At 61.1% G+C, this 15,809-nt stretch carries 16 protein-coding genes; 7 read left to right on the top strand and 9 right to left on the bottom strand.

Translation table 11 applies throughout. The annotated features are described in order from the left end of the window. The first annotated feature begins 68 nt into the window (after nt 1-68). Nucleotides 69-905 carry an endonuclease/exonuclease/phosphatase family protein gene (locus PLANPX_RS19210; RefSeq protein WP_172992187.1) on the top strand — a complete coding sequence of 279 codons (837 nt, stop codon included), beginning with the start codon at nt 69-71 and terminating at the stop codon, nt 903-905. A gap of 277 nt (nt 906-1,182) precedes the next feature. Here PLANPX_RS19210 and PLANPX_RS19215 read toward each other — a convergent pair whose 3' ends face one another. Then, entirely contained in the window at nt 1,183-2,352 is a 1,170-nt protein-coding gene (locus PLANPX_RS19215) for a heparan-alpha-glucosaminide N-acetyltransferase domain-containing protein (RefSeq protein WP_198421766.1), read from the bottom strand. Nucleotides 2,353-2,690: 338 nt separating this feature from the next. Here PLANPX_RS19215 and PLANPX_RS19220 point away from each other — a divergent pair, with 338 nt between their 5' ends. Then, nucleotides 2,691-4,109, top strand: coding sequence for a peptidoglycan-binding domain-containing protein (locus PLANPX_RS19220; RefSeq protein WP_152100296.1), 1,419 nt, complete (start codon nt 2,691-2,693; stop codon nt 4,107-4,109). Between the two features lie 26 nt (nt 4,110-4,135). Next, nucleotides 4,136-4,558: a VOC family protein gene (locus tag PLANPX_RS19225; protein WP_152100297.1), complete on the top strand. Its 423-nt coding sequence runs from the start codon at nt 4,136-4,138 to the stop codon at nt 4,556-4,558. Between the two features lie 119 nt (nt 4,559-4,677). Here PLANPX_RS19225 and PLANPX_RS19230 read toward each other — a convergent pair whose 3' ends face one another. Both PLANPX_RS19230 and PLANPX_RS19235 read right to left on the bottom strand, forming a co-directional pair. Next, on the bottom strand, nt 4,678-5,385 hold the full coding sequence (locus PLANPX_RS19230; RefSeq protein ID WP_152100298.1) for an LrgB family protein: 708 nt from the start codon (nt 5,383-5,385) through the stop codon (nt 4,678-4,680). Further along, nucleotides 5,382-5,747, bottom strand: a complete 366-nt coding sequence (locus PLANPX_RS19235; protein ID WP_152100299.1) for a CidA/LrgA family protein — start codon at nt 5,745-5,747, stop codon at nt 5,382-5,384. The genes PLANPX_RS19230 and PLANPX_RS19235 overlap by 4 nt, the downstream gene beginning before the upstream one ends. Nucleotides 5,748-5,822: 75 nt before the next feature. Between PLANPX_RS19235 and PLANPX_RS19240 the strand changes: the two genes are divergently transcribed. After that, a complete protein-coding gene (locus tag PLANPX_RS19240; RefSeq protein ID WP_152100300.1) occupies nt 5,823-6,428 on the top strand; it encodes a TetR/AcrR family transcriptional regulator in 606 nt (201 codons plus the stop codon). Nucleotides 6,429-6,623: 195 nt separating this feature from the next. Here the strand turns inward: PLANPX_RS19240 and PLANPX_RS19245 are convergent, their stop codons facing one another. The 5 genes from PLANPX_RS19245 to PLANPX_RS19260 form a co-directional block, all read right to left on the bottom strand. After that, the gene (locus PLANPX_RS19245; RefSeq protein WP_152100301.1) at nt 6,624-8,003 is read right to left on the bottom strand and encodes a serine hydrolase domain-containing protein; all 1,380 of its coding nucleotides are present in this window, start codon (nt 8,001-8,003) and stop codon (nt 6,624-6,626) included. A gap of 116 nt (nt 8,004-8,119) precedes the next feature. Next, on the bottom strand, nt 8,120-8,257 hold the full coding sequence (locus tag PLANPX_RS27505; RefSeq protein WP_172992188.1) for a hypothetical protein: 138 nt from the start codon (nt 8,255-8,257) through the stop codon (nt 8,120-8,122). Nucleotides 8,258-8,318: 61 nt separating this feature from the next. Beyond that, nucleotides 8,319-9,209, bottom strand: coding sequence for an RluA family pseudouridine synthase (locus PLANPX_RS19250; protein WP_152100302.1), 891 nt, complete (start codon nt 9,207-9,209; stop codon nt 8,319-8,321). 444 nt (nt 9,210-9,653) lie between these two features. Then, nucleotides 9,654-10,487 (bottom strand): ImmA/IrrE family metallo-endopeptidase, encoded by an 834-nt coding sequence (locus tag PLANPX_RS19255; protein ID WP_152100303.1) that lies wholly within the window; start codon nt 10,485-10,487, stop codon nt 9,654-9,656. A 34-nt stretch (nt 10,488-10,521) separates the two neighbouring features. After that, nucleotides 10,522-11,214: a hypothetical protein gene (locus PLANPX_RS19260; RefSeq protein ID WP_152100304.1), complete on the bottom strand. Its 693-nt coding sequence runs from the start codon at nt 11,212-11,214 to the stop codon at nt 10,522-10,524. Between the two features lie 210 nt (nt 11,215-11,424). Here PLANPX_RS19260 and PLANPX_RS19265 point away from each other — a divergent pair, with 210 nt between their 5' ends. Further along, nucleotides 11,425-11,628 (top strand): hypothetical protein, encoded by a 204-nt coding sequence (locus PLANPX_RS19265; protein WP_152100305.1) that lies wholly within the window; start codon nt 11,425-11,427, stop codon nt 11,626-11,628. A gap of 184 nt (nt 11,629-11,812) precedes the next feature. Here the strand turns inward: PLANPX_RS19265 and PLANPX_RS19270 are convergent, their stop codons facing one another. Further along, nucleotides 11,813-12,736, bottom strand: a complete 924-nt coding sequence (locus PLANPX_RS19270; RefSeq protein WP_152100306.1) for a hypothetical protein — start codon at nt 12,734-12,736, stop codon at nt 11,813-11,815. 503 nt (nt 12,737-13,239) lie between these two features. On the opposite strand from PLANPX_RS19270, the gene recA reads away from it, so the two are divergent. Next, a complete protein-coding gene (gene recA / locus PLANPX_RS19275; protein WP_232536433.1) occupies nt 13,240-14,286 on the top strand; it encodes a recombinase RecA in 1,047 nt (348 codons plus the stop codon). Nucleotides 14,287-14,584: 298 nt separating this feature from the next. Continuing rightward, on the top strand, nt 14,585-15,733 hold the full coding sequence (locus tag PLANPX_RS19280) for an esterase/lipase family protein (protein WP_152100307.1): 1,149 nt from the start codon (nt 14,585-14,587) through the stop codon (nt 15,731-15,733). Nucleotides 15,734-15,809: the final 76 nt, after the last annotated feature.

Consider the following 15,809-nt stretch of genomic DNA (forward strand, 5'->3'; position numbering starts at 1 on the left):
GCCGTGGGGTCGCTATTTCAGGCCGTTGCCGATCGACTTGTCTTCGAGGAATCCCGATGATTACGAGAATGCTCCCCATACTCGCGGCCGTTACGGTTCTCGCGATCGCTTCTACCGCCAACGCCGGCGAGCCCCTCAAGGCGATGACGTTCAACATCCGCCTCGCCACCGGCGACGACGGCGAGAATGTCTGGTCGAAACGCAGCGATCTGACAATCGGCGTCATTCGCGACGAAAAGCCCGCCGTCTTCGGCGTTCAAGAAGCCCATCCGATCCAGATTGAAGAACTAAACGCGTCATTGCCCGAATACATCAACGTCGGCGTCGGCCGCCGCGCCGACGGCAGCGACGAATTCTCCGCAATCTACTTCCGCCGCGACCGCTTTCACCTGAGCGACGCCGGCACGTTTTGGCTCTCTGACGAACCAACGGTGCCCGGCTCGCGGTCATGGGGCAACAACCTGCCGCGCATCGCCACCTGGGTCCGGTTGCTCGATCAGGCCAACAAACGTCGCATCGTCGCCCTCAACACCCACTGGGATCACGAGTCGCAACCAGCGCGCCTCAACAGTGCGAAGCTAATTTGCGAGCAACTGAAGAAAATCAGCGGTGACGACGAGCCAGTGATCATCATGGGCGACTTCAACGCCCAACCAAACAACCCAGCAATGGTCGCGTTGGTTGAGCAGGGGGGCCTGCGCGACACGCTGAGCGTCGCTCACCCGGACGAAAAAAACATCGGCACGTTCCACGGCTTCGGCCGCGTCGAGAAGGGACCGAAGATCGACGCCGTACTCGTCTCGCCGCAGTGGCAAGTAAAGGACGCCACGATCATCCGCACGCATGACGGCAGTCGTTATCCCTCCGACCATTACCCCGTCACGGCGACGCTTGAGCTGCCGTAGCTCGGGCTTTCAGCCCGGCGACCGCATCCAAGCCACCGGCTCCGCCGGTGGACGAACTGCTAACTCGCCAACCTTCTCGAGAGAAATGTTTTGGCTCCCTCCCCCTTGAGGGGAGGGCTGGGGAGGGGGTAACGAACCCTGGTACCAGCCGCCGTCACCCCTCCCTAACCCTCCCCTTCAAGGGGAGGGGACCTCAGGGTTTCATTTTCTCCGTGCTTCCCGCAGCTAGCCGTTGAGCAAGATTCTCTGCCGGTGGCTTCAACGAGTAGCTCTCCAATCACAACTTCAAATAGACCCCATCCTTCTCCAACTTCCGCAAAAACGCCCACGTCACAGCAAAGTAAATCACAAACCCGCCCAAGACATACCACCCCGGCGAATCCCCCGGCAAAAATCGCTCCACCGAGTTCCCCACAATCCCGTGGAGCACATACGCCGCGAGCGCATTAGTGCCCAGCGTACGGAACAGCCCCAACCGCCAGCCCCACTCGTCGCACGCGATGAGAAACAGCGCGAACACGCCGAGCGACACGCCGGCCGCGAACAGGTGGTAACTCAACGTCGCCGCCCGCTGGCTCATCATCCAAAAATTCTCTTCCCGCAGCTCCGGCCCTGGCGGCGGCACGAACGGTGGCTCAATCGCCCGAAGCGAGTGAGTCGCCCACCGCTCGGCACTCGGCGCCATCGGGTCGACCGCCCACGTTTCCTGCGGATTCGAATCGGGCCGCTCTGGCGACACGTCGTATAACGACGAACCGCACGACAACAGCCAACCGACCGCCATCAGCGCCACGCTCCAGCCGAACAACTTTCGCAACCGCCCAGCGGAATCGCCGCCCACCACGGCATCGCACGCCAGCGTGCCGACGATCATCGGCGTCGTCCACGCCAGAAACCCCAGCACCCCGCCGTCGATTCCGCCACGCTGCACCCACGCGAAGTAAAACCAGTGGGATAGCGCCGCGAACGCGATGGCCGACGCCACGGCATACGCCGCACGCACCAGCGCCCCGCTGCGAATCACCGGCAAGATCCACAGCGACGTCACCGCAATGTGCATGAGCGTCTGAAACCACGCCCGCACGCCGCGCTGCAGGACGCCGAGCGGCCCCAGCGCCACAAGTTCGCTCCAATGCTCCGCCACCGTCGGCGCCGCGCAAATCGCTAGCGCCACCAGCGCGAGCCCCAGCAATCGCCGCACCACATGCCCATACGCTTGCCGCAGCCCCGCGGTCTGCGCGCGCCGCCCAAACGTCAACCGAAACGCAAACCCCACCGCAAAGAAAAATTGCGGCATGATCGTGTCGGCGTAACTGCAGAAGTTGTTCTGATGCGTAAGCGCCACCGGCATCGCGTCATACGAGCCAAGGAAGTTCACGACGAACATCCCCGCCACGGTGTACCCGCGAAACTGATCAAGCGATTCAATCCGACCAGCGGCTGCCACAGTTTTTCCCCCTCCCTTGAAGGGAGGGGCCAGGGGAGGGATTTATCACTTCGCGTAACGACGCTCTGCGCGGCACGCGTGCGATGCCTTCACGCCGAGTATCATCTCGCATGCCGATACCCGCAGCCACAGCAATTCCCATCAGCCCGAACGACGAATCCCGCCGCGATCCTGACTCATCGGCCTGAGTCGCTTCAGCGACCAGGCGGCGCCACGCCCAGTTCCCCATCGCAACGCAGAGCATCCCCTGCGCACCAGTGAGAGTGCCCCCCACACCCCGCCCAAGTAAACTACACCTGTAGTTTCCCTGATCGACGCCGGCGGCTCCGAGGTCTCGCATGGTTCAACGGTTACGCCTTCTCGCACTCGCCGCAGCGATTGTTCCCGCCCCGGCAGCGCTCGCCGCCGACTTCGGCTTCTTCGGCCGTAGCGGCGACGCGATCGAAATCAATCTCGCCGGCCTCCCGGGAGTCTCGCCCGGTTCGACGTTCTCGGATCTCAACCTCAGCAGCTTCACCGGTCATACGGTGCTCACGAGCGACCTCCTCACGGCTCAACCATTCGCCAATTCCGGACGATTTTGGGTCTTTCCGAACCCCGCCCGTAACACGGCCGCACTCGGCGATGTGAATACAACGGCGCGCGGCTTCCAAGGCGTGCTGAATGGCAGCCTGCTCGTCAACGGCGTGTCGCAAACGTTCAGCGTCACCGTGCAACCCGGCTATACGGGCGCCGGCGCCGGCTCGGTTGGCCAAAGCTCCGAAAGCCAAGGGCGGGCCGCAAACAATCCGCTCTTCGTCGCTCAACAGCAACAGCGGCTCCGCTACTTTGGATTCGTCAGCGAAGGGGGCGCCCCGGTCGCCGTCGACGCCGACTTCGGCGCAGGCACGGCCACGGCGCTCAAGACCTTTCAGGGCGCCTTCATCGGCGGCATCAACACGACGCAAGCCAACGCCGACGGCATCATCGGCCCCACCACGGCCGGCTGGCTGAACGCGCAGAACGCGCCGACCTTCCAAAAAATCGTGCCGACTTCGGCATACACTGTCTCAGCCGTGTCGGAAAGTTACGCCACCAGTTGGACGCTCGACCTGATCGCCAAGGGATCGATCAACGCGAAAGCCGCGACGGGAATCACGCAACGCATTACTGCTCTCTCGACGGTCGACGGCTATGGCTCGTCTCAGTGGCACTCGACGCATCTCGTCGGCACCGACATCGATCTGGCGACGGCCGCTTCCACCCACAACTGGGGCAACGGCGTTACCAGCACCGACGAAGCGAACGTCATCAAGCACGCCGTCGCGTTCGCCGACACCGTGGCCAGCGGCCACGTCATCCGCTTCATCACGTCGAACCAAGACATTTACGACGGCATCCACGCGGCCCGGCCGAGCGTACCGTTGTACTACGACACCTCGGGCGGCCATCAAGACCACCTCCACATCGACGTCGGCCCGCCGACGCGCGTCGCCGGCCGCACGAACCTCATCGGCGACTTCAATCTCGACGACGTCGTCAACGCGCAAGACCTCGCCGTTTGGGAACAGTACGTCGGCGCCAACTTCACGGGCGGCGACTTCCTCACCTGGCAGCGAAACTTCGGCCGTAGCCAGCCGGTAATCGGCGCTGAAGTAGCGGTGCAAAGCATCCCGGAGCCGAGCGCCGCACTCCTGCTCGCCCTCGCCGCCCCGCTGCTGGCCACGCGTAGGTTGGGCTTTCAGCCCGACAGCCCCTCCGCAGCGTCCTCCCCCTGAGTCCGCAAACGCGTATCAAGCTCCCCGTGAAACCTCGCGTCACTTTCATCACCCTTGGCGTCGACGACCTCGAACGAGCCGTCGCCTTCTACCGCGACGGCCTCGGCCTCGCGACGCCCGGCATCATCGGCCAAGAATTTGAGCATGGCGCCGTGGCGTTCTTTGACATGCAGCCGGGCCTGAAACTCGCCCTCTTCCCGCGCGCCAGCCTCGCCCGCGACGCCACGATTCCACAGGGCCCGCGCAGCAGCACGGAGTTCGCGCTCGCGCACAACGTCGCCTCGCGCGAAGAAGCGGACGCGCTCATGCAGCAAGCCGTCGCCGCCGGCGCCGAGATCATCAAACCAGCCCAAGACACCTTCTGGGGCGGCTACGCCGGCTACTTCGCCGACCCCGACGGCCACCTCTGGGAAGTGGCGTGGAATCCGAATCTGCTGCCTGACGACTGAGGCACTTTCACTCTCCTTTGGGTGCCACTGGCATCTTGCCAGTGCTGACGCGCCGAGTGAATTCTCACTTCAATTCAGATAGCGTGCGATAGCGTCCACACAAACGTCCGCGACATTGATCAAGAAATCCCAATCGCCTTCATCGCCAGCGGAATCAGCACCGCCGCCGCCACGGCATGCAGCCCGATCGCCAGGCCCGCAAACGCGCCGGTTTCATTCCCATCTTGAAACGCCCTCGCCACGCCCGCCCCGTGCGCCGACATCCCCAGCGCTAGTCCCTCCGCCGCCGCCGACGGTGGGCCGAGAACTCGCCCCGTTACGGCCAGCACGCCCGGAATCGTGATCGCGCCAAACACGCCGGTGATGATGACGATGCTCGCCGTCAGAGTTGGGTTGCCGCCGAACTGCTCGGCCACCGCCATCGCGACCGGAGTCGTCACGCTCCTGGGCGCCAGCGACGCGATGAGCGACTTCCCCGCTTTCGCTGCCAGCAACATCCCGAGGGTGACGACCAAGCTCGTCACCGCGGCGGCCAATGTCGCGCCCGCCAGCGGCACGAGCACCGCTCGCACGCGTTGTCGCTGCTCGTACAACGGCACCGCTAGTGCGATCGTTGCGGGCCCTAACAAGAAGTGCAGCAACTGGACGCCGGCAAAATAATCGCGGTACTCAATCCCACGCAGCAACAGGCACGGCACAATCAGCGCCACCGCCCACAACAGCGGATTGAAAACCGCGCGCCGCCCCGACCAGCGGAATAGCGCTTCGGCAAGTTCGTAACAGACCAGCGTGATGGTCAGAGAGAACAGTGCGAGCTGCGAAATCACGAAGCCCCATCCTTTCGCCGCCCGCCAAGTGCATCAAACGTCAGCGCCGCTGCCAAGGCCGTCGCCCAGGTGGTCGCCACCAGCACCGCCAATAGCAGCGGCCCGTGGCTGGCAATGTCGCCGAAGATCGCCATGACGCCGACGCTCGCCGGCACGAAGAATAACAGCATGTTCCGCAGCAGCGTGTGCGAAAACGGCGCGATCCGCGCATGCAATCCCGGTATGAGGCAAAGGGCCACGAATAGGCCAACGCCGCCAATCACCGTCCCCGGCACAGGTAACCCGCTGGCGCGCGCCGCCAATTCGCCGGCATACTGCGCCGAAACCAGCACCATGAACGGGAACACCGCGGAGAGATTCATGCCAAGCGGCCTGAGGCGGGGGAGGGTAGGGGAGGCGGGAAATGATCGCGTGCAATTGTCAGCGGAGATCGTACAATGAACTTTATGCAAAAACAAGACGCATCGTCTCGTAATGCGGTTCGCCCCGGCCGCCCCCGCAGCGTTGCCACGCAGGAGGCCATCCTCGCCGCCTCGCTACGCCTCACCGAACGAGTCGGCTACGCCCAACTCACCATCGAGGGAATCGCCGCCGAAGCTGGCGTCGGCAAACAAACGGTCTACCGCTGGTGGCCCTCGAAGGCGGCCGTCGTGCTGGAAGCCTTTGCCCGCGACGCCCGCGCCGTGGTGAAGGTCCGCGTCACCGGCAACCTAGAGATCGACCTCGAAAAGTTCCTCATCGCCGCGTACCGCCGCCTCACCGGCCCCCGCGGCGTCGTCTTCCGCAGCCTTCTCTCCGAGGCGCTCATCAACTCCGACTTCGCGCAGCAATTCTACGACGAGTACCTGCAAAGCCGCGTCGACGACCTCAAGACGGTACTGTCGAGCGGTGCAAACGAAGCAGAAGGGTTCGAAGTCCCCGCGGAACTCGTCGAAATGATCTACGGCGCCATCTGGTACCGAATGGCGACGAACCAAAAGCTAACGCCCGCGGCCGCCCGCCAAGTCGCCGCCGCCGCCGTAAATCTGCTGAGAGAAACATAAGGGTGCCACTGGCGTGTCGCCAGTGCAGAAGCACCACATCGGCGTGCCTAAGAACCGACCCACAAGCAGCCCGCAGTGAAAGGCATCCTGCTGCCTGCTAACCTTGTCACCGCCTCTCACTGGCAAGATGCCAGTGCCACCCACTGCAACAGGACGGCACAGCCGCAAGAGGCTGCTCAACTTCACCCCGGACGCCTACTCCCCATAAAAATCAACCCGCTGAATCCTCATCCCCTCCGCCGGCGCCAGCGAAAAGAAGACCACTGACTCGCCACTCACCTCGATTCGTCCCGCGAGCCCACGCTCGGCCCGTACCTCAATCGCCGCCGTGTGAACTGCCAGTAGGGCCTTTCGCAGTTTCGCTAGCAGTTCCGTCAGATCCATATCGAGCGGCACGTTGTAAGCAAACAACTCCGCTGGCAGCGCCGCCGCATCGCTCCGCACCGCCGCCACAAGCGCCTCGCCGCGCCGCAGCACCAACTCTTCCCCATGCACCAGCGGTGCAATTGCCCGCGGCGAGTCGGCTTGAATCTCCAGCCACAACTCGCGACACAATTCATTCGCGGGGAAGTAAGTGACGTTCCCCAGCGCGATCACGCCAATCCCGCGCGTCTGCGACCAGCTCATGTGGCTTCCAAACCCCGGCAGCCCGCCAGAGTGCCCCACGAACCACTCCTGCCCGATAAAGTTTCCGCGCAGGCCGTAGCCATAACCCATCGCATTCGTCGCGCGACCGACCGAATCGATCGGGTGCATCACGGCCGTTAGCCGCTCCATTTCTCGTCGTGAACTCGCCGCCAGCACTTGTTCGAATTGCGAACTGCGAGCGCTGTGCATTTCATGCGCATCAGTGAAGAACCCGACCCACCGCGCGAGGTCGCGCGACGTCGAACAAAGTCCGCCAAACACAGCCAAGTCCGACTCGACGTGAAACTCCGTCTCCGCCCGAAACCCCTCGCCCGCCCGGCGAAACCCGGCGGCGCCGCGCGGCGTCCTATTGTCGCCCGTCGCATACTTCCAACTCGTCTGCTCCATCCCTAGCGGCCATAGCAACTCTCGCTCGATGTACTCAAGCGCACTCACCCCCGCGATATTCGAGATCACGCGACCGAGCAGCATGTACCCCAAGTTCGAGTACTGATACTCCTCGCCAGCGTCGTTGCTGAACTGCACGCCAGCGAACAGCTCCGCATTTAGAAACGCATCCGGCTCTCCCAACTTCCGATCAGCCCAAGGATCATCGGCCGCCGGCAAGCCGGAGCGCATCCGCAGCAGCCGTCGCACCGTCACGCGCTTCCACCGCTCATCAAGCCGCAACTCCGGCACATACTCCGCCACGCTGCGATCGAGCTGCAACCGCCCCGCATCCCGCAATTTCAATATGGCCGCCGCCGCAAAACACTTCGTCATCGAAGCAATTCGAAACGGCGTCCCCGCGGGGTCGGCCAACTCGCCGAATTCGGCGTCGCTCTTCGACGCCACCTCCAGCAACTCGCCGTTACCACAAACCGCCGCCACGGCATGCGGCGCCGGATGCTTCTGCAGGAACTCGGCAAGCTGTGTTTTAAGAATCATCAGCAGGTTCGGCGCTCAGCCTGAGCATAGCACGCAACGGCCAGCGTCATCGCTCGGCGTCTTCATTACGAATTGGAAGCCCGACCGACGCCCTCGCCATTGCTCGAAGAAAAACATTAGGGAACCGCCGCTTCCGGCGTGGCCCGATTTTCGATCGCACGCCCGAAGCGGTACTTCGAGTACCACAACCAACTGCTGAAGGTGAACGCTAAAATCGCAATCAACGCGATCGTGACCTTGGTTGATTTTTTCATCGCTTTCCCACAAGTAAAAGATGAATCATCCGCGAGCGGCATGAACTCAGCCCGCAACTCGCTACTCGCTACTCGCAACCCACACCAGCCCCGCCAACTCCGCCGGCAATGGCGATTCAAACCTCAGCACTTCCCCTGAGACCGGGTGCGGGAACTGCAGCATACTCGCGTGGAGCGCCAGTCGCCGCACCGGATTGGTGCGCGCGCCATATTTACCGTCGCCGACGACCGGACATCGCTCATCGGCCAAGTGGACTCGAATCTGATTCCGCCGCCCCGTTTTTAGAGTCAACTCGACGAGCGCGTATTCCTCGCCGCGCTTCAGCACGCGATAGTGCGTCACCGCCGGCCGCGTCTGCTCGTTGGGTTGCCGCACGCTGTACACAAGGTAAGGTTGGCTCTCGTCCAAGTGCGACGAGATCACCCCCGCGCCAGCCGCCAGCTTTCCTTCGACAACCGCCAGGTAGCGTTTGTCGGCTTCATTCCATGCCCCTTGCAACGCCTGCTTCATCTCCTCGGACCGCGCGAAGACCATCAGGCCCGACGTCTCGCGATCGAGCCGATGAACAATCCACACCCGCTCCTGGCTGCGGGGCGTACCGTGGCGTACATACTCGATCAGGTGAGCGTAGGCCGTCCGTTCCCGCTCCGTCTCGTTCGCCATGCTCAACAAACCAGCCGGCTTGTCGATCACAATCAACGCCGCATCCTCGAACACAATCTTCATGCCGAACGGCAACAAGGCTTCGGCGCGAACTTCTTCCTTCCCCCGAATCGAGACCACATCCCCCGCCTGCAGCGGATGATTGAAACGAGTGGTCGACCGACCGTTCACCTGCACCGCCCCATGCTTGAGCCACTGCCGCACCTTCGCCTTTTTCACGTCGGCATGGCTCGAAAACAGAAAGGCCAACAGTTCGGCAGGTTGGTCAACAGTCAGAGGCGCAGGCATGGCGGGTTGTGGAGCGAGGCAGGGCAGTGTGGTGGCCGGCGAGAGCTTACCAACCGGCAAGCGATCCAGTCTAACCACTCAGCCGCTCTTTTGCGTCGGTACGATCACGGCTCTGACCGGGGCGTCGGGTGCCACTGGCGTGCCGCCAGTGCGGAAGGACCTCAACGGCACGCCTAACGACCGATCCGCAAGCAGCCTGAAAGACGAGGTCTCCTGCTGCCTGCAATATAGGGCAAGCATTACCCCGTTTCTCACTGGCAAGATGCCAGTGGCACCCGAAATACCTCAGCCAATACTTCACCCAAACTCCACCGATGGTGGAGTCAACGCACGTCCTTGCATTGAGCGTCGCACGGCCTCACCACTAGGTGCCACTGACGTGTCGCAGTGCATAAGCCCCCCAACGACATGCCACTCGATTGAATTGCGAGCAACCCGGAAAAGCTATCTACGTCTCACCGAAAGTTTTCGACGCCCCATTTCCTCAATTTGACGTGCGACACTCAGAACGCGATCGAGGCTAATATGTGGCACGTTTCTATTTTTGTCGCAGTAGCTTGCTAGGTACTCGTCGGACTTAGTCTCCAGACCAATTCGTTTGCAAACCAGATAACAAACCGACTCCGCCTCAAACTCCTCCACATCATGCGAGAGGTTGCCGCGATCGGGCCACCATTTTGGATTTGGCGTCCCGAGATGGCCGCAATATAGGTGGGCCAATTCGTGCACAAGCGTCGAATACCTGGAAGATTCGTCGTGATTGGCGTTCATCAGTAGCTCGTACCTGAGCGGCACTTGAGTCTCACGGAATTCCACCGCCCCACCGTCAAACTGAGCTCGACGTATTGATCCCGCCATTTGTGAGCCGTGTGCTGGCTGCGCCACCCTAACCCCATCTCGTCTTGCGTTCTCGATAGTAGAACTGAGTTGCGAACTAATTTTCCCTGATCGAATGCTGAACGGGGCTTCTACTTCAGCAGGTAGCGGAGCGCCCTCAGTCTCACTAACGTCGAACACAAACATTACTGGCCCCATCGGCTGCAGGATTACGAGAGGCTGAGCATCGGGCCTGATTGTTCGTTTGTAATTCTTTCTCCATTGGTGAGCCGGCAGCACAAACCGCGCCCCTGGTTTTTGCACATGAACAAGCATCGCATTGAATGGAGCGTACTTCCGAAATTTTGCGATGAACGCCATTAACTCGCGATAGCTTTGCGTCGTTCTATACTTTGACGCATTACTGAAAAGATCATCCAGTGCGCGCTTTCCTGCATCCAACTCGTGCTCGCTAAGTGGAAATGCGTCGTTACCGCTAGCCTGAGACTGCCGTGCGCTTCATGCCCACTATCTTGGCGGGGCTGTACTTGCGTTGTTCTTCCTTGCCCTGGCTGCCGAATATCTTCACCACTTGGCCGTAGTCGACCCGTTGGCCGAGGTTCCAAGCCACAGCATGCTCGTAGGGAGCAAACCCATCGGTGGAGAGTTGGAACCGGCCCGACGTGGCGACGTGCAGCTTGCGGCAGAACGTGTTCGTGTCCTCCATCGTGCGGCGGCCCGAATGGAACGCGATCAAGAGTTTGGTGTGGCGTTCGATGGCCGTGAAGCAGTAGGTATCGCCGCAGCCGCCGACGTAGTTTTTGCGGGCGGCGGTCGCCTGCTTGCATAACACGTAGCTCCAGATTTCGTCTACTTGCACGTCATCGACCGGCACGCTCTTGATCTGTTCGGCCATGAACGCCTCGCAGCGCTCGCCAACGAGCGTCAGGAGCGAGAGGATGGTTTTCTTGCTGGTGTCCGTGATGCGCTCGATCGAGCGGACCGATATACCCTCGCAGAGCATTTCGACGATCTGGGCAGCGCGGTCGAGGCCGATGCGGAGCCCGCCGAGGGTTTCGGTCGATTCCGTCCAGCTCTTGCCGCATTCCTTACAACGGAATCGCTTGGCTCCAGAGGCGGTTTTGCCGTTCGTGCGGCGGTTTTCGTGCTGACAAACGATGGCTATCACGGCTGACTTCCCACGGTTGGGAGCCAACGCCATAATTCAGTTCTCTAGGCTGGAATCAGGCGTAAGCTCGATTTCGGACGCCCCGTTGGAACCTTGCCGGGTTTCAGCGGGGTTTTTTTCGTGGTCTTGCCCGACCACTTGAATGCAATTATAGTAAAATCAAGTTGCACCGCAACATGAATTCGCTAATAATTATTTCAAGGGAATGTCATGGCTAAAAAAGCGCAGCATGGCGGTGCGCGGGATGGCGCGGGCCGGCCGCCCAAGCAGGACGGCAAGACGGTGGTGGTCTCAGTTAGCGTCCCTGAGGGGCTCGCCCAAGACCTGGCTGGCTACGCGGAGGCGCAGGGGCTGTCCAAGTCGGCGGTGGTGACGGAGGCTCTGAAAGGCTTCCTCGCTCGCAAGAAACGCTGAGCGGAGAGAGAGGGTTACGATCCCAGTCGGCGCATACCGACCCCCTACGGCAACTTATAAGGTTGCTGCGCCGCCAAGACGCGGGCCGCTCTCCAGAGACGGAGAGCAGAGACTAGGTAGCGGGGCTAAAAGCAAAATAGTGACATGATGACGTGAGGACAGAGGACTGCCTAAGACGGTTCACTTAGTCATCTTTGGGCAGGAGTTTTCTGCGACGCTCAGCCGACTCGTCTTGCGCAGCCTTTCTGGCGGGGTCGAAGACATCGCTATTTAGCAGTTCCAGAATGTCATCGTCAGGGACGACAAGAGCGATGCCCATATTTATCTGCTTTGAAACGTCCAAGCAATCTTCGATGTCATAGTGGCTCTTGACCAAGCCCAAAAAATGAATCGGCGTGGTGTAATTGAGGCCAAGATGAGTGAACACCGGCGACCCACTCAGTCCTCCAATCGATCTGGCTTCAGCAAGGTATGCCCTTACAGTACCTTGGTCCGTCTCAATTGGCTCGATGGGCATGGCAGCAATGGTACCTGTCCGAATGATGGGGATATTAGATTTAGTTCCCTTATGCCGAACGAATAAACCGGGAAAAAACAGATCGGAGCCAGGGCCGATGCCGTGGGCGGTTTCCTGTGGATCACTGACAAACATCTTTTGTGGAATGCTCAAATGATCGTAAACCAAGAAATCTAAATCAATCGTGGCGATAGCGACATCAGCGCTGGTTTTCGGATGCTTAACCCAATCCGTTACTGGGATTGCCACATACTCCGCGTTTCCGTCTTTCCTGTTCAACCTAAAGTAAACCTTGCCATCGGTCCCTTTGCTCTTGGCTTTATCGATTACATGCTTAGCCGTCACTGCGAATAGAACACCTTCACCGGGTTGGCCGCCTGGAAATGTCTGCGAAACAAAAAAGGCCGTCCCCCTGTCTTCTTGGCCTGCTGCGGTGAGGCACGATAGAAACGCGACGCACTTCAGGATTTCGTCAGATACCTGCATCAGAGGTTCGCCCTGAGGGTGGAAGATACGGCGAGGACACCCGCCGAGGCGATTATCGTCGACTACCACCAAGGTGCGAATGGGGGAATGCTGCGATTCATTCATTGGTTTTCCTCCCTAGTTCTGGGGGTCGCACACTTACGACCCCACGACCCAATTTTGCCTCCCCTCCAAAACGATCCGCGTCCATCCGCCCAACCCGCGAAAAATCCGCGTTCCGTTCTTCGCTTCCTGAGTTCCCTCGCGCTGACCGGCTCGTGCGGGAGGCGCTCCGGCGGGTCGTTGACCCGCGGCTACAGGATGCTGCTAGCGTTCCAACAAAAAACCTGAATTTCTCTTGCACTAGCCACTGAACACTCATATAGTATCCGTGCGTACAGTACAAAGATGAACGCCCGGCGGTCGTAGCCGGCCAATTCCGATCTCCCTTCTATTCTGCTATTAAATAGGGACCCCAAATCATGGTTGCCGCTACAACCGCCAATCCAACGACCGCATCGAGAAACGGCATGGCTAAGAAGGAAAAAGAAAAGGCTCCCGCCAAGAAGGGCGAAAAAGCTGGCAAAGGAGCCGTCGACAAGAGCGCCAAGAAATCGGCCGCCGACATCATGCTCGAGGCCAGTTCGGAGCTTCGCAACACGGTCGCCGCTATCGAAAAGCAGTATGGCGAAGGCTCGATCATGCCCCTCGGCGCCGACAAGCAGCGGCGGATCGAGGGCATTCCGACCGGCAGCCTCTCGGTCGACCTCGCCCTCGGCGGCCAAGGCATCCCCCGCGGCCGCGTCATCGAATGCTTCGGCCCTGAATCGAGCGGTAAAACTACCCTCGCCCTCCACGTGATCGCCCAAGCCCAACGGGCAGGGGGCATCGCGGCGTTCATCGACGCTGAACATGCCCTCGACCCTACTTGGGCGAAGAAGCTCGGCGTCGACCTGGAAACCCTCCTGGTCAGCCAGCCCGACTCGGGCGAAGAGGCCATGACGATCACCGAAATGCTCGTCAAAAGCAACGCGGTCGACGTCATCGTTGTCGACTCGGTCGCCGCCTTGGTGCCGAAGCGTGAACTCGAAGGCGAAATCGGCGATTCGCACGTCGGCCTGCAGGCCCGTCTGATGAGCCAATCGCTCCGCAAGCTGACCGGCGCCATCGCGAAGGCCAAAACCTCGGTCATCTTCATCAACCAGATCCGCGAAAAGATCGGCGTGATGTTCGGTAGCCCCGAAACCACCCCGGGCGGCCGTGCTCTGAAGTTTTACGCCTCCTGCCGTATCGATGTCCGCCGCATTGGCCAGCTGAAGGAAGGCGAAGACGTCGTCGGCCAACGGGTCCGCGTGAAGATCGTGAAGAACAAGGTCGCCCCGCCGTTCCGCGTGGCTGAGTTCGACATGATGCATACCGACGGCATTAGCTACGAGGGCGATATCCTCGATCTCGGCATGGAGAAAAAGTTCGTCGCCCGAACCGGGGCCTGGTTCCGCTACGGCGAGATGCAACTCGGCCAAGGCAAGGAGAAGGCTCGCGAGTTCCTCAAGCAGAACCCGCAGATTGCCGAGGAGATCAAGCAAAAAATCATGGCTTCCGGCGGGATGGAAGACATGCCCGTCGGCAAAGGATCTAGCTCCAACGACGAGGAAGACGCCGGCGACGAGTTTTAGTATTCGTCCGCGCCCGCGGAACCTTGGAAAAATTCGACTGCGAAACCTGCCAACGGGCGGGGGGCGACCAACGCCTCCCGCTCGTTCGCTTTAATCCCCCCGTTTTAACAAACGCCGCAGGCGCGGTTGGCGGTAGCATCGCGGACAACCGAACCTGCCTCACGCTTGCCCCGTACGGAGACCGAGCCCCTATAATGTGGCAAGGACGTGACGAAGTAGCATTCCCGACAAGTTGACGCTTTCCTGCTTAGGCACTTCGCCGGCATCGCGTCATCCTATGCGGAGTTCTGAACAGAGAATGATTTCTCAAACCCTCCGGCGCTGGGCGCTGTTCGCCGCGCTACTTTCCATGCTTCCCATGGGCGCCACGTCCGCCGATGATGCGACGTCGGAGGTCGCGATCGCCGCCGATGCTGCTGTCCACCTCGCCCTCAAGGTCGCCGACGACGTTGAGGCGACTTCCTCCGATTCCGAGGAGAGCAAAGTTCTCGCCGTCTCGCAGGCCGTCGTCCGCGAAGCCACCGACTACAGCTTCCGCCGCTGGCTCCGCACCCGCGTGTGGGACGAAGAAGACGAAGCCCGCTACGGCATGACCTTCGACGACGATTGGGAAACAAAGGCCGCCGCCAATCCCAAACTGCCGCTCGTCGTGCTAGTCCATGGTTACAACTCCAACCCGCTCAAGAACGCCGCCGTCATGGAGCCGGTTCGTAAGGCGGGCTATCCGTGTGCGACGTTCGCGTACCCCAACGACTGGGAGATCACCGAATCGGCCGCCCGACTGTCGCAGCGGCTGAAAGAGATCGCCGCCGAACATCCGAACCAACGACTCGCGATCGTCACCCACTCGATGGGCGGCCTCGTCGCTCGCGCCTGCCTGGAAAACGCTGAGCTTGATCCCGGCAACGTCGACCGCTTGGTGATGATCGCACCGCCGACGCACGGCACAATGCTCGCCCACGTCGCCGTCGCGACCGACGTGTGGGAACACTGGCTCGGCCGTTCAGAAGGGGGCGGCTGGACCCGCTGGCGCGACTCGGTGATCGACGGCCTCGGCGAAGCAGCCGACGACATGGTTCCCGGCTCGCCGTTTCTCACCGAACTCAATGCTCGTCCTCGCAATCCCAAAGTCCGCTATGCGATCTTCCTCGGCACCTCCGCCAAGGTCACCGACGGCGAAGTGAAATGGATGCGCACCGCGCTCCAAGAAACCGGCGGCCGCTGCCCCGGCTTTCGCGACTGCACCGGCCGCGTCGACAACCTCCTTGCCGACATGGAAGAGCTCGTCGAAGGGAAGGGCGACGGCGTCGTTGCCTTAAAACGGGGCCGTCTCGACGGCGTCGACGACGTCGTCATCCTACCGTTCGGCCACCTCAACTGCACCGGCGTGTGCGACTGCGAAGCGGTGGAGCAACTCCAATCGGAACTGCTCGCTCGGCTTAAGTGATAGCCAACGTGATTCGCTTTTAGGAGTTGCAAGCCTGGAACAGCCTCCGCTCCCGCCGAAGCGCCGCTGGATCCGC

This window comes from Lacipirellula parvula, from assembly GCF_009177095.1.
Lineage (GTDB): Bacteria > Planctomycetota > Planctomycetia > Pirellulales > Lacipirellulaceae > Lacipirellula > Lacipirellula parvula.

Coding starts and splice junctions, on each gene's coding strand:
- PLANPX_RS19210 (WP_172992187.1), top strand. CDS start 69: ATGCTCCCCATACTCGCGGCCGTTACGGTTCTCGCGATCGCTTCTACC.
- PLANPX_RS19220 (WP_152100296.1), top strand. CDS start 2,691: ATGGTTCAACGGTTACGCCTTCTCGCACTCGCCGCAGCGATTGTTCCC.
- PLANPX_RS19235 (WP_152100299.1), bottom strand. CDS start 5,747: ATGAATCTCTCCGCGGTGTTCCCGTTCATGGTGCTGGTTTCGGCGCAG.
- PLANPX_RS19240 (WP_152100300.1), top strand. CDS start 5,823: ATGAACTTTATGCAAAAACAAGACGCATCGTCTCGTAATGCGGTTCGC.
- PLANPX_RS19245 (WP_152100301.1), bottom strand. CDS start 8,003: ATGATTCTTAAAACACAGCTTGCCGAGTTCCTGCAGAAGCATCCGGCG.
- PLANPX_RS27505 (WP_172992188.1), bottom strand. CDS start 8,257: ATGAAAAAATCAACCAAGGTCACGATCGCGTTGATTGCGATTTTAGCG.
- PLANPX_RS19250 (WP_152100302.1), bottom strand. CDS start 9,209: ATGCCTGCGCCTCTGACTGTTGACCAACCTGCCGAACTGTTGGCCTTT.
- PLANPX_RS19265 (WP_152100305.1), top strand. CDS start 11,425: ATGGCTAAAAAAGCGCAGCATGGCGGTGCGCGGGATGGCGCGGGCCGG.
- PLANPX_RS19270 (WP_152100306.1), bottom strand. CDS start 12,736: ATGAATGAATCGCAGCATTCCCCCATTCGCACCTTGGTGGTAGTCGAC.
- recA (WP_232536433.1), top strand. CDS start 13,240: ATGCTCGAGGCCAGTTCGGAGCTTCGCAACACGGTCGCCGCTATCGAA.
- PLANPX_RS19280 (WP_152100307.1), top strand. CDS start 14,585: ATGATTTCTCAAACCCTCCGGCGCTGGGCGCTGTTCGCCGCGCTACTT.